16 protein-coding genes are annotated in these 16,965 nt (G+C 67.3%); 7 read left to right on the forward strand and 9 right to left on the reverse strand.

Annotated features, from left to right (window positions below):
• The first annotated feature begins 65 nt into the window (after positions 1-65).
• Complete coding sequence (locus tag VF651_03745; GenBank protein ID HEX7964810.1) at positions 66-1,196, forward strand: sterol desaturase family protein; 1,131 nt, start codon at positions 66-68, stop codon at positions 1,194-1,196.
• On the opposite strand, the gene VF651_03750 is transcribed toward VF651_03745, so the two are convergent.
• A complete protein-coding gene (locus VF651_03750) occupies positions 1,193-2,047 on the reverse strand; it encodes a fatty acid desaturase (protein ID HEX7964811.1) in 855 nt (284 codons plus the stop codon). The genes VF651_03745 and VF651_03750 overlap by 4 nt on opposite strands.
• A gap of 185 nt (positions 2,048-2,232) precedes the next feature.
• Here VF651_03750 and VF651_03755 point away from each other — a divergent pair, with 185 nt between their 5' ends.
• From VF651_03755 to VF651_03765, 3 genes are all read left to right on the forward strand, one after another.
• The gene (locus VF651_03755) at positions 2,233-2,499 is read left to right on the forward strand and encodes a DksA/TraR family C4-type zinc finger protein (protein HEX7964812.1); all 267 of its coding nucleotides are present in this window, start codon (positions 2,233-2,235) and stop codon (positions 2,497-2,499) included.
• A 20-nt stretch (positions 2,500-2,519) separates the two neighbouring features.
• On the forward strand, positions 2,520-3,494 hold the full coding sequence (locus VF651_03760) for an MBL fold metallo-hydrolase (protein ID HEX7964813.1): 975 nt from the start codon (positions 2,520-2,522) through the stop codon (positions 3,492-3,494).
• An 84-nt stretch (positions 3,495-3,578) separates the two neighbouring features.
• Entirely contained in the window at positions 3,579-4,106 is a 528-nt protein-coding gene (locus VF651_03765; GenBank protein ID HEX7964814.1) for a lytic transglycosylase domain-containing protein, read from the forward strand.
• 168 nt (positions 4,107-4,274) lie between these two features.
• Here the strand turns inward: VF651_03765 and VF651_03770 are convergent, their stop codons facing one another.
• The 4 genes from VF651_03770 to VF651_03785 form a co-directional block, all read right to left on the reverse strand.
• Complete coding sequence (locus VF651_03770) at positions 4,275-5,084, reverse strand: hypothetical protein (GenBank protein HEX7964815.1); 810 nt, start codon at positions 5,082-5,084, stop codon at positions 4,275-4,277.
• A gap of 82 nt (positions 5,085-5,166) precedes the next feature.
• A complete protein-coding gene (locus tag VF651_03775; protein ID HEX7964816.1) occupies positions 5,167-5,661 on the reverse strand; it encodes a hypothetical protein in 495 nt (164 codons plus the stop codon).
• Positions 5,662-5,725: 64 nt separating this feature from the next.
• Positions 5,726-6,331, reverse strand: coding sequence for a DedA family protein (locus VF651_03780; GenBank protein HEX7964817.1), 606 nt, complete (start codon positions 6,329-6,331; stop codon positions 5,726-5,728).
• Between the two features lie 55 nt (positions 6,332-6,386).
• Entirely contained in the window at positions 6,387-8,402 is a 2,016-nt protein-coding gene (locus VF651_03785; protein HEX7964818.1) for an EAL domain-containing protein, read from the reverse strand.
• 332 nt (positions 8,403-8,734) lie between these two features.
• On the opposite strand from VF651_03785, the gene VF651_03790 reads away from it, so the two are divergent.
• Complete coding sequence (locus VF651_03790; protein ID HEX7964819.1) at positions 8,735-9,982, forward strand: GGDEF domain-containing protein; 1,248 nt, start codon at positions 8,735-8,737, stop codon at positions 9,980-9,982.
• A gap of 28 nt (positions 9,983-10,010) precedes the next feature.
• On the opposite strand, the gene VF651_03795 is transcribed toward VF651_03790, so the two are convergent.
• On the reverse strand, positions 10,011-10,805 hold the full coding sequence (locus tag VF651_03795; protein HEX7964820.1) for a hypothetical protein: 795 nt from the start codon (positions 10,803-10,805) through the stop codon (positions 10,011-10,013).
• 144 nt (positions 10,806-10,949) lie between these two features.
• Here VF651_03795 and VF651_03800 point away from each other — a divergent pair, with 144 nt between their 5' ends.
• Both VF651_03800 and VF651_03805 read left to right on the forward strand, forming a co-directional pair.
• On the forward strand, positions 10,950-12,197 hold the full coding sequence (locus VF651_03800) for a GGDEF domain-containing protein (protein ID HEX7964821.1): 1,248 nt from the start codon (positions 10,950-10,952) through the stop codon (positions 12,195-12,197).
• A 96-nt stretch (positions 12,198-12,293) separates the two neighbouring features.
• Complete coding sequence (locus VF651_03805) at positions 12,294-14,063, forward strand: DUF885 domain-containing protein (GenBank protein ID HEX7964822.1); 1,770 nt, start codon at positions 12,294-12,296, stop codon at positions 14,061-14,063.
• Positions 14,064-14,110: 47 nt separating this feature from the next.
• On the opposite strand, the gene VF651_03810 is transcribed toward VF651_03805, so the two are convergent.
• The 3 genes from VF651_03810 to VF651_03820 all read right to left on the reverse strand — a co-directional run bounded on the left by VF651_03810 (position 14,111) and on the right by VF651_03820 (position 16,891).
• On the reverse strand, positions 14,111-15,040 hold the full coding sequence (locus VF651_03810) for a DMT family transporter (GenBank protein ID HEX7964823.1): 930 nt from the start codon (positions 15,038-15,040) through the stop codon (positions 14,111-14,113).
• 81 nt (positions 15,041-15,121) lie between these two features.
• Positions 15,122-15,538, reverse strand: a complete 417-nt coding sequence (locus tag VF651_03815; protein HEX7964824.1) for a MarR family transcriptional regulator — start codon at positions 15,536-15,538, stop codon at positions 15,122-15,124.
• 39 nt (positions 15,539-15,577) lie between these two features.
• Entirely contained in the window at positions 15,578-16,891 is a 1,314-nt protein-coding gene (locus VF651_03820) for a chloride channel protein (GenBank protein ID HEX7964825.1), read from the reverse strand.
• Positions 16,892-16,965 lie beyond the last annotated feature (74 nt).

The raw sequence follows: 16,965 nt of genomic DNA on the forward strand, positions 1-16,965 counted from the left end.
CCGTCCTCGCCGGCTTAGTGCTACATTCCTTCCACCCCGATGGGGTCCATCGGGAAGGGGTAGCCATGCTGGAACAGAAGATACACGCGATCTTCGGCGACGAAGATCCCACCGGCTTCGGCACCGGCTGGTGGAGCGGCGTCCTGTCAGCCTTCTTCGGCGTGCTCGCCTTCGGCGCGGTGGTGTGCCTGCACTTCCCGCAGCTCCTGTCATCTCCCGACCTGCGCGTCCACTACCCGATGCCGCTCATGCGGATGCTGATCCAGGGCGTGATCGTGGCGGCGATCGCCTTCGGCGTCATCTCCGCGTTCCTGCGCCGGAAGAAGCTGCTGGGCCTGACCGGGATGCTTTTCGCCCTGGGCGCGACCCTGCTGGGAGGCGCCAGCGTGCCGATCAACGAGCAGCTGCACGACGGCCCGGCCATCGGCCTGGACTGGTTCCTGCTCGACCTCCTGCTGATGACGCTGATCTTCTCGCCCATCGAAGTGCTGTGGCCGGCTTACCCCAAGCAGGGCGTGTTCCGCCCCGAGTGGCTGCTGGACGTGGAGTATTTCCTGTTCACCCACCTGCCCATCCGGGTCACCTCGTTCCTGATCCTGCTGCCCGCGACCCAGCTCACGGGCCTCCTGGGAAACGCGCGCCTGCTGGCTGCTACGGGCAGCCTGCCCTGGCTGGTGCAGTTCCTGCTGGCGGTGCTGGTGGCGGACGTGGCCGAGTACTGGATCCACCGGGCCCTGCACCGGGTGCCGTGGCTGTGGCGCTTCCACGCCGTGCACCACTCCTCCAAGGCGCTGGACTGGATCGCGGGCTCACGCGCCCACCTGGTGGACGACCTGCTGATCCGGGGCCTGATGCTCATCCCGATGATGTTCATGTTCTCCCAGGACATCATCGTGGCCTACCTCTTGTTCGTGACCATCCACGCCACCTGGGCGCACACGAACTTCGGCCCGAGCATCAAGTGGCTGGAGCCCTACCTCATCTTCCCGAGATTCCACCACTGGCACCACACCTCCCAGAAGGAGGCGATCGACAAGAATTTCGCGATCCACTTCCCGTGGATCGACCGGCTGTTCGGCACCTATTACTATCCGGCGGACATCTGGCCGCACACCTACGGACTCTCCAACGAGCCCATCCCGGCCGGCTTCTGGAGCCAGACCTGGTATCCCTTCACCCGCAGGAAACGGCGCTAGAAGCCCAGGGACTCCAGCGGCACGTCGTTGGGCAGCGTCGCGCCCTTGGGCGTCGCCCGCACCAGGCCCAAGGCCTTCATGGCCTTGACGGTCATGAACCCGAAGTCGTACTCCGACTCATCGTGGCTCAGGCGCAAGAGGCCTGGGGAATGGTGGTGGTTGTTCTGCAGGCAGGCGCTGAAGGTGGCGGTGACCGGCAGCCATTCGCCGATGTTCATCGCGTTGTCCCCGTCGTCGTAGCGCCGGTAGCCGAACCGGCGCTCATGGGTCCAGTAGTTCTGGATCATGTTGATCCACAGCGCCCAGATGCGGAACACCACCCACATCGCGGCCGCGAAGCGCCAGTCGCCCACCAGCAGCCACAGCAGCCAGAAGTTGAAGGCCTGGGCCGCCACCATGAACACGGGGTTCGAGACCAGCCGGAACGGCCAGGAACCGAAGATGGCGTCGGTCGCCATGTTGGCTTCGCATTTGTAAGGCAGCAGGCAGAGATACAGCGTCCGCCAGAAGCCATCGGAGGCGAGCTTGTTGGGATCGCCAGGATGGTCGGCGAACTTGTGGTGCAGCCGGTGCCGGTTCACCCAGCTGACGGGATCGATGTAGACCCCGAAGGTGTTGTTCACCACAGTGAGCGCCTTGACGAACCATTCCTGATAGTCGAGTGCCCGGTGGGCGATCCCCATGTGGATCACGGAAGACAGGTAGAGCCCGCCCATGAACCAGCAGACCAGGAAGTAAGCTGCGCCTATCCCCAAGCCGGCCCAGGGGCCGAGATGCGGCGGCGCGAGATACAGGCAGCTCAGCGCATAGGCGAGGATGAGCGCGTAACCGGCGGCGTTGTAGACCTTCATGAGTCCCCCCCTTTCATCTGGAAATTCCCTGGCCCACGCGCACTGGCGTGGCGGTGCAAAAGCATATCAGCAGGGCCTTGACCCCGGCCGTGGCACGCGGTTGCGCCGGCGCCTGACTGGAGATTGGGGATTTTGGCCCAATATTACATAGGGCGCATAATGACGCGGTGTAGTGAGGAGCGGACATGGCCACAGGTTGGGCGAAAGACGGCGCGGTGCAGGAGCAGATCGACGCCAGCATCGACGACGCGGTGAAGGCCGCGCGCCGGCACCTGCCCAAGGGCCCGAGCCTGAAGAACTGCGAGGAGTGCGGCGCGGAGATCCCCGAGGCGCGCCGCCAGGCGTTGCCCGGCGTGCGCCTGTGCGTCGCCTGCCAGACCGAGGCGGACAAGGAAATGAAGCAGCATAGCCTCTACAATCGCCGCGGCAGCAAGGACAGCCAGCTGCGCTGAGATCGTCTCGAGGGGACACCATGCGAAGCCTTTTGCTCGTGCTGATGCTCGCCGGCATGGCCCTCCCTGCGGCCGCGGATGAGAAGAATGTTCCGGCCCTCGATGCCCATTGGGATGCGGGGGCTGAGGACTGCAAGGCCGGAAACCATCCGCCCCTGGAAGTCTACCGTTACGACCCGCGCACTTACATATTGCGTGAGGATCTCTGTTCCACCTGGGAAGCGCCTTTCATCTATCTCCTGATAGGGGACCGGCAGGCGCTGCTCATCGACACCGGCGACGTGGCCGACCCCAGGCTCATGCCCTTGAAGGACACGGTGCTGGCGCTCCTGCCCACGGCGAAAGGCGAGCGCATGCCGCTCACGGTCGTGCACAGCCATACCCACTTGGACCACCGCGCCGGCGATCCGCAGTTCGACCACGTCCCCGGCGTCACGCTGGTGGACGCGCACCTCGACAGCGTGCGGAAGTTCTTCGGCTTCGGCGAATGGCCGCAAGGGGCCGCGGACCTCGACCTCGGCGCGCGCACGGTGGACGTGCTGCCGGCGCCGGGACACAACCCCGCGCATGTTGTCTTCTACGACCGGGAAACCGGCCTGCTGTTTTCGGGGGATTTCCTGATGGCGGCACGACTCTTAGTTGACGATATTGACGCATACCGCGCGAGCGCGCGGCGGGTGGCGGATTTCGTGCGGGACAGGCCGGTGAGCTACGTGCTCGGCGGCCACATAGAAGAAGACCGCGGCGGGAACCTCTACGACTGGCAGTCGACCCACCACCCGGACGAGCATGCGCTGCAGCTCGGCAAGGCCGAGATCATGGCGCTGCCGGCGGCGCTGGAAGGCTTCAACGGCTTCCAGTCCAGCCGGGACGGCTTCTTCATCGTGAACTCCATCCACATGCTGGAGGCGATGGGGGCGGCGGCGATACTGGTCCTGGCGGGTATCGGCTACTTGTTATACAGGCTGTGGCGCCGCCGCCGGCGGGTTGTATGACCAAATAATGACCGGGTAAAATATGTCACCTGAAGCGCCGGGAATGCGTTTCAAACTGTAGGGCAGGAGATGGATTTGAGCGGGATGCGTACCTTGATCGCGGCCTTCGGGCTGGCTGGACTGCTGGCGGCCTCCACGGCCGAGGCCGGCAACGGCCTCACGCGCCAGCAGAACTGGGCACTGCTCTATGCCTCCGTGGTGGGCACCAGCTATTACGCCGACCCGCTGCCGGATGAGTACGACTTCCCCCACACCCTGACCGCGGTGCTCGCCCAGGAATCCAGCCTGTGCCACCACAAGAAGGGCCTGGACAAGCATTCCTACGGCTGCGGCCAGGTGCGCCAGCAGACCGCGCTGCTCATGAACGGCAAGCCGGTGGCGGCCAAGAAGCTGCAGCACGACGACGCCTTCAACATCCGCATCGCCGCCCGCTACCTCGCCTACTGCATGCAGGCGATGCCGGACTGGGACCGCAGCGTGATCTGCTACAATCGCGGCCCCTACCACGCGCGCACCATGGCCAAGGCGGACGTGGCGAAGGACGCTTACCTCGCCAACATCAAGCGGCGCATGCGCGAAGCCAGGAAGCTCCTGGCCAGCAACCTCAAGTAATCCCAGAGATTTTGATGTTCGAGAATCGCCATTCTGAAAGAACGGCGAGAAGGGCTATTTTGGCCTATGGCTAGGCGCAGACGGCCGAGCAGCCGAAGCGTACATTCCAGTACGTGAGGATTGCGAGGCCGGCTGCAACAACGCCAGAGGGCAAAATAGACCTTCTCATTACATCTCGCACATCTGTGCGAGGGTAAACGCCGTGACATACAGCGGCTGCGGCACGCCGTTGATGGTGAAGAGGTGGGGCCTGAAGCCGCTCTTGTCCTTGTACATCACGAACTGCAGCACCGCCACCGCCGGCCGGTCCTGGTAGGTGAGGATGCCGCTCACGTTCACGAAGTCGGTCCCGTCGCTGGTGGCGCCGGCGTCCCAGCGCGGCGACTCGAAGTAGCCGCTCACCTCCTGGTCGAGGGTGCGGCGCGGGCAGTTGTCCAGGTGCCCGGTCTTCACGATGTAGATGTCGTCAGGGTCCGGGATCCAGTGCGGGTCGGAGGTGAGCAGCGCCGGTTCCGCCTGCTTCTGCTCGGCGCTCGGCGGCGCCTTGGCGTAGCCCGTGACAGTCACCACGGCGCCGGCCACCGCCGCCGCCACGAACAATGCGTCCACGGCCAGCGCGGCCTTCATCCAGTCATCCAGCTTCCAGCGCTTGCGCTCCTTGAGATAGAGCGGGTAGCCCACTGGCCAGGCGAAGCTGAGGAGCGCGGCCCAGCGGGCGATGGCCCTGGTCGGCGGATCCGGGTCCCAGGCTGCCGGAGCCTGCACGATCTCCAGCACCGCCATGATGGCGGTGACGACGAAGGTGAGCGCCACCAGCCATATGAAGCCCGTGAGGGAGTAGCTGGCGAAAGCCGTGATCAGGATGCCGATGGCGCCGATCACGGGGGTGGCCAGCAGGAACACGCCGTAGTCCGCCCCCGGGATGCCGGAGGAGAGCAGGCGTCGGGCGGGCTTGGCCTTTGCGGGGGTCTCGTTCATGGGGATAGGTTAACGCGGCGGCCCAAAAGTAAGAAGCCGAAGGGTCGCCCCTTCGGCTTCCTTTGGCCATGCGACGGGCCGCTTACGGCAATTTGTCGAGGCTCGAGAGGTCAGGCCAGCCGAGGTAGGAGTACGGGTCCTCGGGGTCGTTGCTGATCGCCATGCTGCCGCACATGCGCTGCGAGAGCTTGTCGCGGCTCGCGATGCCCGGGGTCTTCCCGCCGCCCAGGTCGTACACCAGGATCTTGCCCTGGGCCTGCCACTCCTTGGGCAGGTCCTTGGCCTTGGGCGAGACCTGCACCTGGATCTCGACCCACTTGTTCCAGCCCCACTTCTCGGTGCGGTAGTTGAAGGAGTTGCCGGCGTTGTTCGCGACCGATGCGGTCCAGGTCTTCTTCAGGAGGTCGTAGGAATACTGGTTGAGGCCGGTGCAGGCGGTGACGAGCTGCTTGGTGGCGTCCTTCACCAGGGCCTGCACGTCGGCGCTCTGGCTGGCATCCACGGCCACCACCTTGTCGGGGGTCTTGCCGCAGGCGGCGAGCGCGAGGAGAAGCGACAGGAACAGGACTCTTTTCATGGCGAAAACCCCTGGAGTACGTTTTCACGAAGTATAGCCCGGAACACCAGGCGTCCGCATCGTCTCAGCGGCCGCTCTGGTTCTTCCAGCGGTGCTTGAGGTACATGCCGAGCAGCACCAGCAGCACCAGGACCAGCATCGCCACGAACAGGATGCCGGCCTTCTCGGTGAGGTCGTCGTAGCTCTGGATCTGGCGGCCCAGCCGCCAGCTGCCGAGTCCCCAGGTGCAGGACCACAGCAGGCCGCCCAGGAGGTTCGCCGCGAAGAAGCGGCGGAACGGCATCTCCACGATGCCTGCCACGATGCCCTGGATCTGGCGCAGCACCTCGAAGAAGCGCGCGGACAGCACGAACCAGAAGCCGTAGCGGTCGAAGGAGCGTTCCAGCTTCATGAGCTCCGGCTCGCCGATGCGCACGTAGCGGCCGAAGCGCAGGATCAGGCGCCGCCCGCCGCGGGTGCCGATCCAGTAGCCGATGCAGCCGCCGAGGGTGGTGGCGGTGACGGCGGTGACGAGCACCGCCACGATGTTGAGCTTGCCGTGGGCCGCCAGCAGCGCGGCGGCGATGAGCAGCGCCTGGCCGGGGCCGGGGATGCCGAAGCTCTCCAGAAGCACCACCAGGAACAGCGTCGGGTAGCCGTAATCGGACAGGTATCGGAGCAGGAGTTCCATGCGGGACCGCGCCGGGGACGAGTCCCGATGTTAGCAGAAAGGGCCCGCAGGCCCGTCAGTTCAGGGATTTGGTCGCGTTCAGGAACGCGGCGCGCATGCCGCGGTGCAGCAGCTGTTCGCAGGCGTCGCCGTCCAGGGGCTCGCTGAGCAGGTAGCCCTGGATGAACGCGCAGCTCTCGCCCTGCAGCCATGCGAGCTGGGCCTCGTTCTCCACGCCCTCGGCCACCACGTGCAGGCCCAGGGTGTTGGCGAGGCGTATGGTGGCGCGCGCCACCGCCGCGTCCTGCGGGTTGTGCGCCACGTCGCGCACGAAGCTCTGGTCGAGCTTGAGCACCTCGATGGGGAAGCGCTTCAGGTAGCCGAGCGAGGAGTTGCCGGTGCCGAAGTCGTCGAGCGCCAGGCGGATGCCGAGGCCGCGCAGCTTGCGCAGCTCCGCCATGTTGCCGTCCTCGTTGCCGAGCGTCACGCTCTCCGTGATCTCCAGGAGCAGCGCCGAGGGCGGCAGCCCGGTCTCGCCCAGGATGCGGCCGATGCTGCCGGCGAGGTCCGGCTGGGTGAACTGCCGTGCCGAGAGGTTCACCGCCATGTGGAAGTGCTCGCCGGTGATGGCGCGCCAGCGCACCGCCTGGCGGCAGGCCTCGCGCAGCACCCACTCGCCGATGGGGATGATGAGGCCGGTCTCCTCGGCGAGCGGGATGAACTCCGAGGGCGGCACCAGGCCGAACTCATGGCTCTGCCAGCGCACCAGCGCCTCCACGCCCATCAGCCGGCCGGTGGGCAGGTCGAACAAGGGCTGGTAGTGCAGCTTGAGCTCGTCGCGGCGCAGCGCCTTCCGGAGCTCCACCTCGCGCTTCAGGCGCTGCAGCGCGGCCACGTGCATGTCGGGGGTGAAGAACTCGGCGCAGTTGCGGCCGAGCTTCTTGGCGCGGTAGAGCGCGGTATCGGCGTTGGCCAGGAGGCTCTTCACGTCCGGGCTGTCCTCGGCCAGCAGCGTGATGCCGACGCTGGCGGTGATGCGCAGCTCCGTCTCGCCGAGCAGCATGGGCTTGCCGATCACGCGCAGGATGCGCTCCGAGAGCACGTTGAGGTCCTCGCGGTCCTCGGCGTCCTCGATGAGCATGATGAACTCGTCGCCCGAGAGGCGCGCCACGGTGTCGCGCTCGGTCACCGAGCGCTGCAGGCGCTGCGCCACGCGCTTCAGGACCTCGTCGCCTATGTTGTGGCCGAGCGAGTCGTTGATGGTCTTGAAGCGGTCCAGGTCCACGAACAGCACCGCCAGCTGCACGCCGCCGTTGCGGGCGCGCACGATGGCGCGGCCGAGCTTGTGCTCGCAGAGGGTGCGGTTGGCGAGGCCCGTGAGGGGGTCGTAGTTGGCGAGCTGGGTGAGCTGCTCCTCGGCGCGGCGCCGGTCCGCCATCTCGTTGCGCAGCTCCTCGGCGATGTCGGCCACCGCGAAGCGGATGTTGAGCTGCTCCACCATGCGCTTGTGGGTGCCGAAGGCCATGCGCGCCAGGAGCACGATGCCCACGCAGGACATGATGCCGGCAGTGAGCTGGATCTCGCCGCCCTCGGCCACGAGGTGCGCCGCCAGCGGCAGCGCCGAGACCAGCAGGAACATGAGGTAGCAGCCGAGGTTCGCGGCGAGCGCGGGCATGGTCACGGCGCAGGCGCCCAGCACCACCATGGTGAGGAACAGCTGGTGCGCCACGTCGCCGTGCGGGAAGAGGAACGCGGCGGCCGCGCCCCAGCCCAGTGCCGAGGCGAGGTTGCCGGCGAGGAAGCGGCGGCGCCAGGCGCGGCTGTCGCCGAGCGCGATGGCGCTGTGGCGGAAGCGGCGGCTCAGCAGGCCGCGGCCGGCCTCCACCGCGGTCATGTAGGCGAGCCACAGGCCGAGCAGGCGTCCGGCGAGCGCGGTATCGCGGAAGCTGATGACGAGCAGGAGCGAGACAGCGAACCCGGCGAGATGCATCCCGCGGGTGTTGTGGAAGAGCAGGTTCGTCAGTTCCGCCTGCACGTGCCGGCCGACATCGCGGCTAGGCACGCGCGGGTCCACCATGGTGGCGATCGCCATCACGTCTCCCGGTCTCCGCCTGCCCGTCTTCCGCGGGGTTCCGGCCGGAGGCTTGTTGCTGAATCCGGGCGCAGTGTGCCGGTCGGGGCCCTCGCCTGTCCAGTGGGTGAGACGCGGACCTGCGCATGGGCCCGGGCCGGCTCTCCAGGGACGCAGAGGCCGGGAACCTGCCGGGGACGGTGGTGCATCTACCCCTTGAAGCACGGCAGGTGCTGGCCGAGCGGCATGCCCGTGGCGACCAGCGGCCTTGAGGCGGGGCCGCCCCCCGGCGCATCATCGTGGATACAAGAAGGGCCCAACACGTCCTCGGTCCGGAGCCCTCAAGGGGAAGCATGGCGTCCGCGCAGCTATCCACCCAGGTGCTGTTCCAGTACCTGGGGCTCATCAGCCAGGCAGCCACGGTGGTGCTGCTGGTGGTGTTGTTCATGTTGCTGCGGCGTTACGCCGACCGGCGCGCCTACTTCTACGCCTGGAGCAACTCCTGGATCGCGCTGGCGCTGGCGCTCACGGTGCTGGTGCTGCGCTACATCCTGCTGCCGCACCTGCTGGGAGGGCCGGCGCCCGAGGATGCGATCGTCACGCGCATCACCTATTTCATATACCAGTTCAGCAAGTTCGCGTTCCTGATCCTGCTGCTGCGCGGCACCCTGCTGTACGTGGGCGGGCTCCAAGACCCCCCGCTCGGCTACATCAAGTACCTGTGGGGCATGGCGGGCGGGGCGGCGCTGGTCTCGGTGGCCATGACCCGCGACTCGGTCGGCGTGCTGTTCTGGCAGGCCTTCGCCAACGTGCTGGTGTTCGGCTGGTGCAGCCTGGCCCTCATGCTGCTGCCGCGGGCGCGCCACAGTCTTGGCACCCGCGCCACCGCGGCGGTGCTGGCGATGAACACCGTGCTGTGGGCCTGCTACCTGATGGCCTTCACCTTCCACTTCTATCCGCAACTCGGCATCGGCGGCGCGGTGTGGGGCTTCTTCAGCGGCCGCAACGTCTACTTCGACCTGATCCTGGAGATGCTGCTGGCCTTCGGCATGGTGCTGGTGCTGTTCGAGGACGCGCGGCGCGAGATCGACAGCGCCCACAACGAGCTGCGCATCGCCCACGAGCAGCTGCTGCGCGAGTCGTTCCTGGACTCCCTCACCGGCGCCTACAACCGGCGTGCCTTCAACGAGGGCGCCGGGCTCGAGGACGCGCGCGGCAGCTTCGGGGCGCTGGCGGTGTTCGACCTCGACAACCTGAAGGACGTGAACGACCGCCACGGCCACAAGTACGGCGACGACCTGCTCCGGCACTTCGCCAACATCCTGCGCGCCGGGCTGCGCTCCAACGACAAGCTCTACCGCCTCGGCGGCGACGAGTTCCTGCTGGTGATGCCGCGTGCGGTGGCGGGGGTGGTGGAGAAGCGCATGCGCGAGCTGATCGCCGCCGCGCCGCCGCTGGCCTTCCCGGACACGGGCCTGAGCTTCACCGTGGAGGCCAGCATCGGCGTCGCCGACTTCAAGAGCGTCGAGGAACTGGAGGCCGCGGTGCACGTGGCGGACCGCGCCATGTACGACGCCAAGCGCGGCCGCAAGGGTTCCTGACCCGCCCGCTGGCGCGCGGCCTGCAGGTTCAATAGTCGGTATAGACGAACTTCGCCGCGAGCTGCACCGCGTTGCTGCAGGCCTGCTCCGACTGCTGCGACACCAGCTTCACCGCCGCCAGTTCCTGCACCGGCAGGTTATCCCGCTGCATCATGACGTTGAAGCTCTTCGGGTCCACCCCGTCCGGCACCGCGCTGGCCTTCCTGAAGTACTCCTGAGTGTCCTTGAGGAACTGCGGCCAGGCCTTGGCCACGGCGGCCAGGTACTGGTCCGCGGCCGCGTCCTTCTTCGCGGTGCTGTCCGCGTCGATGGGCTTCTGGCAGCTCTCGATGGGGAAGCGCCCAGCCTCGCTGTCCTGCATCGGGCACTTCTTGAGCTTGGCACTGGCGGCGCCCAGCACCGCGTCCACCGTGCTCTCCGCCGACTTGAACGGCGGGTCGAGCAGGGTCTGGGCGCGCACGTCCGGCATGAGCGGACCCAGGCCCCCCAGGTACTGGGAGTAATGCATCTGGGACATGGCGCTGGCCGGGTCCATGGAGGCGCTCATGGATTGCATCGCCATGTCCTGCTGCACCTTGGGGTCGGACATGCGCTTGCGCAGGTCCTGCTCCAGCTTGTCGGAAGCGGCCTGCAGCTGCTCGCCGAGCTTGTCCCAGGAGCGGGGGCGCGGCGCATTCTCGCCGCACCGGGCCTGGGCCTCGGCGAGGGTCTTGGGAGGCTGCGGCACCTTGGCGAGCCAGTCGTCGCCCACGTCGGCCCGGGCCGCGGCGGAAGCAAGCAGCAGGGCCGGCAGCAACCAGGCCCGTTGCATATGCATGGTCATGGAGCCCCCTTATCGTTTTGCCTGCAAAATATGTCCGGCGGAACCCACCCACCGGCGCCCGGAAGTATAGACCGCGGTCATGCCGCCCCTGGCCGCGGCAGGGGGCCTATACTTGCGGCAGCCTGAGTGGGGGCTGTCCTGACCGTGCCAGAAAAGGACCTTTGGAGCCTCATCGCGCTGATCGGCCTGTGCGTGCAGATCGGCGTCAGCGCCCTTTTGTGGCTGTTCTTCTTCCTGCTCAAGCAGCACGCGGGCCGGCGCTCGCGCTTCTTCCGTTTCTGGACCTTCAGCTGGATCGCGCTCCTGGCCGCGCTCACGTCCCTGGCGGTGGGCTTCTACGGCTCAGAGTCGGAACCGCTGCGCGACGCCACGCTGCTCTGCTACCAGTGCGCCAAGCTCGTTTTCCTCCTGCTGCTCCTGGCGGGCACCCTGGAATACGCCGACGGCCGGCTGCCCAAGCACTTCCTGAAACAGGGCGCGGTGGCGGTGCTGCTGCCGACGCTCGCCTCGGTGCCGATCGCGGACGACCTCAGCCGGCTCGCCCTGCTGCAGAGCGCGCTGTGCATGCTGGCGCTCGGCTATGCCGCCTGGCGGCTGCTCAGCCTGCCGCCCATGCGCCGCACCCTCGGCGCGAAGGTCACCGCCGCCACCTTCATCGTCTACGCGCTGCTGCGGTCGGGCTACGGCCTGCACCTATATAAGGAGCAGCACCTGCTGCCCCAGCTCCTCAGCCTGTCCCTGGACCAGTTCGAGCGCTTCAACGGCTACCTCGATTCGCTGCTGCAGATCCTCATGGCCTGCGGCATGGTGCTGATGCTCCTGGAGGACGCGCGGCGCGAGACCAACGCCGCCCATGCCGAACTCGCGGTGGCGCACGAGAAGCTGCTGCACGAGTCACTCACCGATCCCCTGACCGGGGTGTACAACCGCCTGGCCTTCACCCGCGGCGTGTTCCTGCAGAGCGCCGCCAGCACGTTTGGCTCGGTGTTCCTCTTCGACCTGGATAACCTGAAACGCGTCAACGACAGCTACGGCCACGAGGCCGGCGACGAGCTGCTCAAGCACTTCGTGATGGTGCTGCGCGGCGGGCTGCGCCCCGGCGACCAGCTCTACCGCTGGGGCGGCGACGAGTTCCTGCTGCTCCTGCCGGGCGCCACCTATGCGAACGTGGTCTCGCGCCTGAACCGGCTGCTGCACGCCACCCCGCCGCTGCCGTACTCGGCCAAGCAGCTGCCGCTCAAGCTCGAGGTGAGCGTGGGCGGCGCGGACTACTTCGACCCGGAGAGCCTGCGGGCCGCGGTGAACGCCGCCGACCGGGCCATGTATGAGCAGAAGCGCATCCACAAGACCGCACCCCCGGCCAACGCAGACATGGGCGACGCCCCCACCTGAACCCCCGCATGAAATGCCCCGCGACTTAGGGCACCAAGCCAGCCGGCCGTGGTCTCATGGCTTGTCATCCGCACGCTTCTTCCCAAGGGAGTCCGCATGAAACGTCTTACCAAACACGCACTTGGCCTCGGCCTGGGAGCACTCCTGGCCGCCACCGCGGTCCAGGCCGAGAGCCCGGCCTGGGTCAAGGAGAGCAACCAGAACGCCATGCTCCTGCTCAAGGTCACGGCCCAGTTCGCCCCCGAGTTCGCCGGCCGGACCGGGGTGGACGGCCTCGATGACAAGATCTTCGACCTCAAGCCGGGGGTGTACGAGCGCTCCCAGAAGGCCGGCGCTGACGCGCTGGCGGAACTGAAGAAGCGCCTCAAGGCGGCCAGCGATCCGCTGGTGAAGCAGGACCTGGAGATACTGATCCAGTCCGCCGAGGACAACCAGCACAGCAACCAGCTGCAGCACGACCTGATGCTGAACTACATCGACGTGGCGCAGATCGAGTTCAGCGGCATCCGCTTCCTGCTGGACAAGCAGGTGCCGAAGGAGCGCCAGAAGGCGGCGCTCACGCGCCTCAAGCTCTACGCCGGCGATGCGCCGGGCGTGACCCCGCTCACGGTGCTGGCCGAGCAGCGCACCGCCGAGGGCTTCTCCGACAAGAAGCTCACGGGTCCCTACGTGGAGGAGGTGAAGCAGAACCTGGACAACACCGCCCAGTACATGCAGGGCCTCAGGCAGCTGTTCACGGCGAGCGGCCTGGAGGGCTGGCAGGATGACCTCGCCAAGCTTGAGAAGCAGAACCAGGACTACAACGACTGGCTCACCAAGAACGTGCTGCCGCGCGCCCGCCAGGAGAACCGCCTGCCGGCGGCCATCTACGCCGACAACCTGAAGCAGGTGGGCGTGGACATCCCGCCCCAGCAGCTCATGGCCATGGCGCAGTTCTCCTTCACCGAGATCCAGCACCAGATGGAGGCGCTGGCCCCGCTGGTGGCGCAGCAGAAGGGCTTCAAGAGCAGCGACTACCGCGACGTGATCCGTGAGCTGAAGAAGGACCAGATCACGGGCGATGCGATCCTGCCCTTCTATCAGAAGCGCCTCGCCACCCTCGAGGACATCATCCGCAAGGAGCACGTGGTGACGCTGCCGGAGCGCAAGGCCTCGATCCGCCTGGCCTCGGACGCGGAGACCGCCCAGACGCCGGCTCCGCACATGACGCCGCCGCGCCTGATCGGCAACACCGGCGAGTACGGCGAGTTCGTGCTGCCGCTCAACCTGCCGCCGAAGGAGGGGCAGGCCCCGCAGAAGTTCGACGACTTCACCTACGACGCGGCGGCCTGGACCCTCACCGCCCACGAGGCGCGGCCCGGCCATGAGCTGCAGTTCGCCTCCATGGTGGAGCACGGCGTATCCATCGCCCGCGCCATCTTCGCGTTCAACAGCGCGAACGTGGAGGGCTGGGGCCTGTACTCCGAGGCGGAGATGCAGCCTTACGAGCCCATCGATGGCCAGCTCATCACCCTGCAGCTGCGCCTGCAGCGGGCGGCCCGCGCCATCCTCGATCCGATGCTGAACCTGGGGCTGACGACGCCGGAAGAGGCGCGCCAGTTCCTGCAGCGCGAGGTATGCCTGTCGCCGGCCTTCGCCAAGTCCGAGGTGGACCGCTACACCTTCCTCTCGCCGGGCCAGGCCACCGCCTACTACTACGGCTACTCGCGCATCATGCAGCTACGCGGCGAGACCGAGGTCAAGCTCGGCGCGGCCTTCGACCGGCAGAAGTTCAACGACTTCCTGCTGTCCCAGGGCCTCCTGCCGCCGGACCTGATGCGCAAGGCGGTGGACGAGCAGTTCGTGCCTAGCCAGCTCAAGAAGTAAGCCTTAGACGAAGAACGGGCCCGCTCCAGAGATGGAGCGGGCCTTTTTCATGTGGAGCGCTTGAACCCGCGCGGCTCGATCTTCAGCTTGCGCATCTTCGCCCGCAGTGTATCGGCCAGCAGCGGCCCGGCTTCCACCATCACCACCGCCAGCAGGATGAGCCCGCAGCCCACGGCCGCGGCCGGTGTGAGCATGTCGTTCAGGAACAAGGCGCCCGCCAGCGCGGCGAACACGCACTGCAGGGCCATGATGAGCCCCGCTTCCGCGGGCGGCGTGTGCTTCTGGGCGATCACCTGCAGCCCGCCGGCGATGCCGGCCGCGGCGCCGGCATAGAGCGTGGAGGGCAGGGCCGCCACGAGGTCCGGCAGCGAGAGAGGTTCCCACAAGAGGCCCGCCGCCAGCGTCGGCAGCACGATGATGACGTCGATGGCGACGCACAGCAGGAAAGGCCGGCCGCTCGTCAGGAACAGGTCGATGAGCGCGATGCTGAAGGCCCAGAACACATCCGCCGCCGCCACCAGGATGTCGCCCTGGGTCCAGCGCTGGGCGACCCCGTGGGCGGTCAGCAGCCAGGCGCCGGCGAGGCAGATCACGCAGGCGAGCAGCACGAACCACTTGGGCGGCATGCGCCGCAGGCCCCAGACCGCGAAGGGTACGAACACCACGTAGAGCGCCGTGAGGAAACCGGCATTGGTGACGCTGGTGCTGGCGAGTCCCCATTGCTCGAAGCTGTTGCCGCCCACCGCGCACAGGCCGATCCAGCCCACCAGCCGCCAGTCGCGCCGCGACAGGGTGGCGCTGGAGCGCCGCGCTTCGGCGACAGCCAGCGGCAGCAGCAGCAGGCCCGCCACCAGGTAGCGCAGCGCCACCACGGTCAGGGGCCCCAGCGCGCCGCCCGCTTCCTTCTGGCCCAGGAAGGAGGTGCCCCAGAAGAAGGCGGAGAGCAGCAGCAGGAGGTCGGCGCGCAGTCTGTCCATGGGACAGGGATGCGGCCGGGATGGCGTTTATTACATGGGGATCAGGCAGTGCCGTCGTGCAGCCGGCGCAGGGGTCCCGGGCTAGCCGTGGGTCTGGTAGGTGCAGACCACCTGGTGCAGGTCCGCCGATATCTTGCCGAGCTCGCGCAGGTGGTCGTCCACCAGGGCTGCCAGGACCATGCGTCCTTCGTCGGTCAGCCTCACGTGCACCACGCGCTTGTCATGGTCGCCCCGGCTCCTCACCGCGAAACCCTTCGCGCACAGCACGTCCACGACGCCCACCGCCGAGTTGTGGCGCAGGTGCAGCAGGTCCGCCAGCTCGCCGACGGACAGCCCATCGTCCTTCGGCGCGGCCCAGAGTTCCAGCATGCCGTGGTAGCCCCGGCTGCTCACGCCGTGGCGCTTCAGGATCGCCTTGCTCCCGTGCAGGAACTTGTGGAGGCTGGAGCGCCACAACAGGATGCGCGCATGGTTCTCGAGTTGGGTCTTCGGCATCATGTCTCCCTCTTGATTATCGATGCATCCTTCGCATCGTCGTCACTGTCCTTGCTTCGGCCGGCGCGTGCGGCCGCTGCCTTCCGGCTTGTCGGCCAGGAACTCGTCCGCCAGCGCCCAGTAGATCGGGTGCCGGCAGAGGAGCTTCGATGCGCCGAGCGCGATGACCGCCGTCGTGATGATGGGGAACACCATGCTGCGGTCATCCACCATCTCCATGACGATGACCGAGGCCGTGAGCGGGGTCTGCACCACGCCGGTGAAGTACCCGACCATGCCGAGCAGCACCACCGCGCTCACGGGCACGTAGGGCATCAGGCTGGCGAGGTCGCCGCCCAGCCCGGCGCCGATCGAGAGGGACGGCGAGAAGATGCCGCCCGGCGCCCCGCTGAAGTAAGAGCTGATTGTCGCGCCGATCTTGTAGAACGGGAAGGTCCAGTCCGGGTCGGCCTGGCCCTGCAGGATGCGCCGGGCCTCTTCGTAGCCTGTACCGTAGGAGGTGCCGTGCGACAGCAGGCCGATCACCGCGATCAGGAGGCCGCAGACGGCGGCGATGGCGAACCAATGCCGGGCCATCGCCGGGCGCAGCCGCTTCATCCCTTCCAGCAGGATCCGCGAGAACGCGCCGCCCAGCAGGCCGCCGATGACCCCGCACATGGGCACCGCTATCCAGGAATGCAGCCCGGCCAGGGAGGCGCTGCTCTCGCCGAAATAGGTGTAGTTGCCGAGCAAGCCGAGCGCCGCCAGGCCGGCGATGATGACCGCCACCAGCAGCAGGCCGGTGGCCCGCTCCTCGTAGAACCTGGCCATCTCCTCGATGGCGAAGATGATGCCGGCCACTGGCGTGTTGAACGCGGCGGCGATGCCTGCGGCGCCGCCCACCATGATCAGGCCGTGGCGGACGTAGTGACGCGGGAACTGGGTGAACCGGCCCAGCGAGTACATGATCGAGGCGCCGATGTGCACGGTGGGCCCTTCGCGTCCGATCGAGGCGCCGGCCAGGAACCCCATCAGCGTGAGCAGCAGCTTCCCCGCCGCGATGCGCAGCGACAGCAGGCGCCGCCGTTCGCCGGCGTTCTCGCTGCGCAGTGCGGCGATGGCCTGGGGTATGCCGCTGCCTTCCGTGCCCGCGAACAGGCGCCGGGTGCAGAACACCACGGCGATCATTACCAGCGGGGACAGCAGCAGGCTCCACCAGGGCGACCGCGCGATGATGCGCGCGTGCAGGTCCATGACGCGGCTGCTGGTCATGGCGAACAAGGCGGCGGTGATGCCCACCGCCAGTGCCCCGGACCAGAAGATGAGACGGGTCTTCCAGTCCCGTACCGAGAAGATGCCGGATAACTGGTGTCTCATGGAGCCATGTCGGAGGCGCAGCCCTTGGTTTCGTGGGAAATTGCAGACGAATCGTACCGCAATCGTGAAATATC

The organism is Gammaproteobacteria bacterium (assembly GCA_036383255.1).
Lineage (GTDB): Bacteria > Pseudomonadota > Gammaproteobacteria > Natronospirales > REEB76 > DASUBN01.

Excerpts from the sequence above, each read along its gene's own strand:
- VF651_03810 (HEX7964823.1), bottom strand. The coding sequence starts at position 15,040 with ATGGACAGACTGCGCGCCGACCTCCTGCTGCTGCTCTCCGCCTTCTTC.
- VF651_03760 (HEX7964813.1), top strand. The coding sequence starts at position 2,520 with ATGCGAAGCCTTTTGCTCGTGCTGATGCTCGCCGGCATGGCCCTCCCT.
- VF651_03755 (HEX7964812.1), top strand. The coding sequence starts at position 2,233 with ATGGCCACAGGTTGGGCGAAAGACGGCGCGGTGCAGGAGCAGATCGAC.
- VF651_03795 (HEX7964820.1), bottom strand. The coding sequence starts at position 10,805 with ATGACCATGCATATGCAACGGGCCTGGTTGCTGCCGGCCCTGCTGCTT.
- VF651_03790 (HEX7964819.1), top strand. The coding sequence starts at position 8,735 with ATGGCGTCCGCGCAGCTATCCACCCAGGTGCTGTTCCAGTACCTGGGG.
- VF651_03750 (HEX7964811.1), bottom strand. The coding sequence starts at position 2,047 with ATGAAGGTCTACAACGCCGCCGGTTACGCGCTCATCCTCGCCTATGCG.
- VF651_03765 (HEX7964814.1), top strand. The coding sequence starts at position 3,579 with ATGCGTACCTTGATCGCGGCCTTCGGGCTGGCTGGACTGCTGGCGGCC.
- VF651_03745 (HEX7964810.1), top strand. The coding sequence starts at position 66 with ATGCTGGAACAGAAGATACACGCGATCTTCGGCGACGAAGATCCCACC.
- VF651_03785 (HEX7964818.1), bottom strand. The coding sequence starts at position 8,402 with ATGGCGATCGCCACCATGGTGGACCCGCGCGTGCCTAGCCGCGATGTC.
- VF651_03770 (HEX7964815.1), bottom strand. The coding sequence starts at position 5,084 with ATGAACGAGACCCCCGCAAAGGCCAAGCCCGCCCGACGCCTGCTCTCC.
- VF651_03815 (HEX7964824.1), bottom strand. The coding sequence starts at position 15,538 with ATGATGCCGAAGACCCAACTCGAGAACCATGCGCGCATCCTGTTGTGG.
- VF651_03820 (HEX7964825.1), bottom strand. The coding sequence starts at position 16,891 with ATGAGACACCAGTTATCCGGCATCTTCTCGGTACGGGACTGGAAGACC.
- VF651_03780 (HEX7964817.1), bottom strand. The coding sequence starts at position 6,331 with ATGGAACTCCTGCTCCGATACCTGTCCGATTACGGCTACCCGACGCTG.
- VF651_03805 (HEX7964822.1), top strand. The coding sequence starts at position 12,294 with ATGAAACGTCTTACCAAACACGCACTTGGCCTCGGCCTGGGAGCACTC.
- VF651_03775 (HEX7964816.1), bottom strand. The coding sequence starts at position 5,661 with ATGAAAAGAGTCCTGTTCCTGTCGCTTCTCCTCGCGCTCGCCGCCTGC.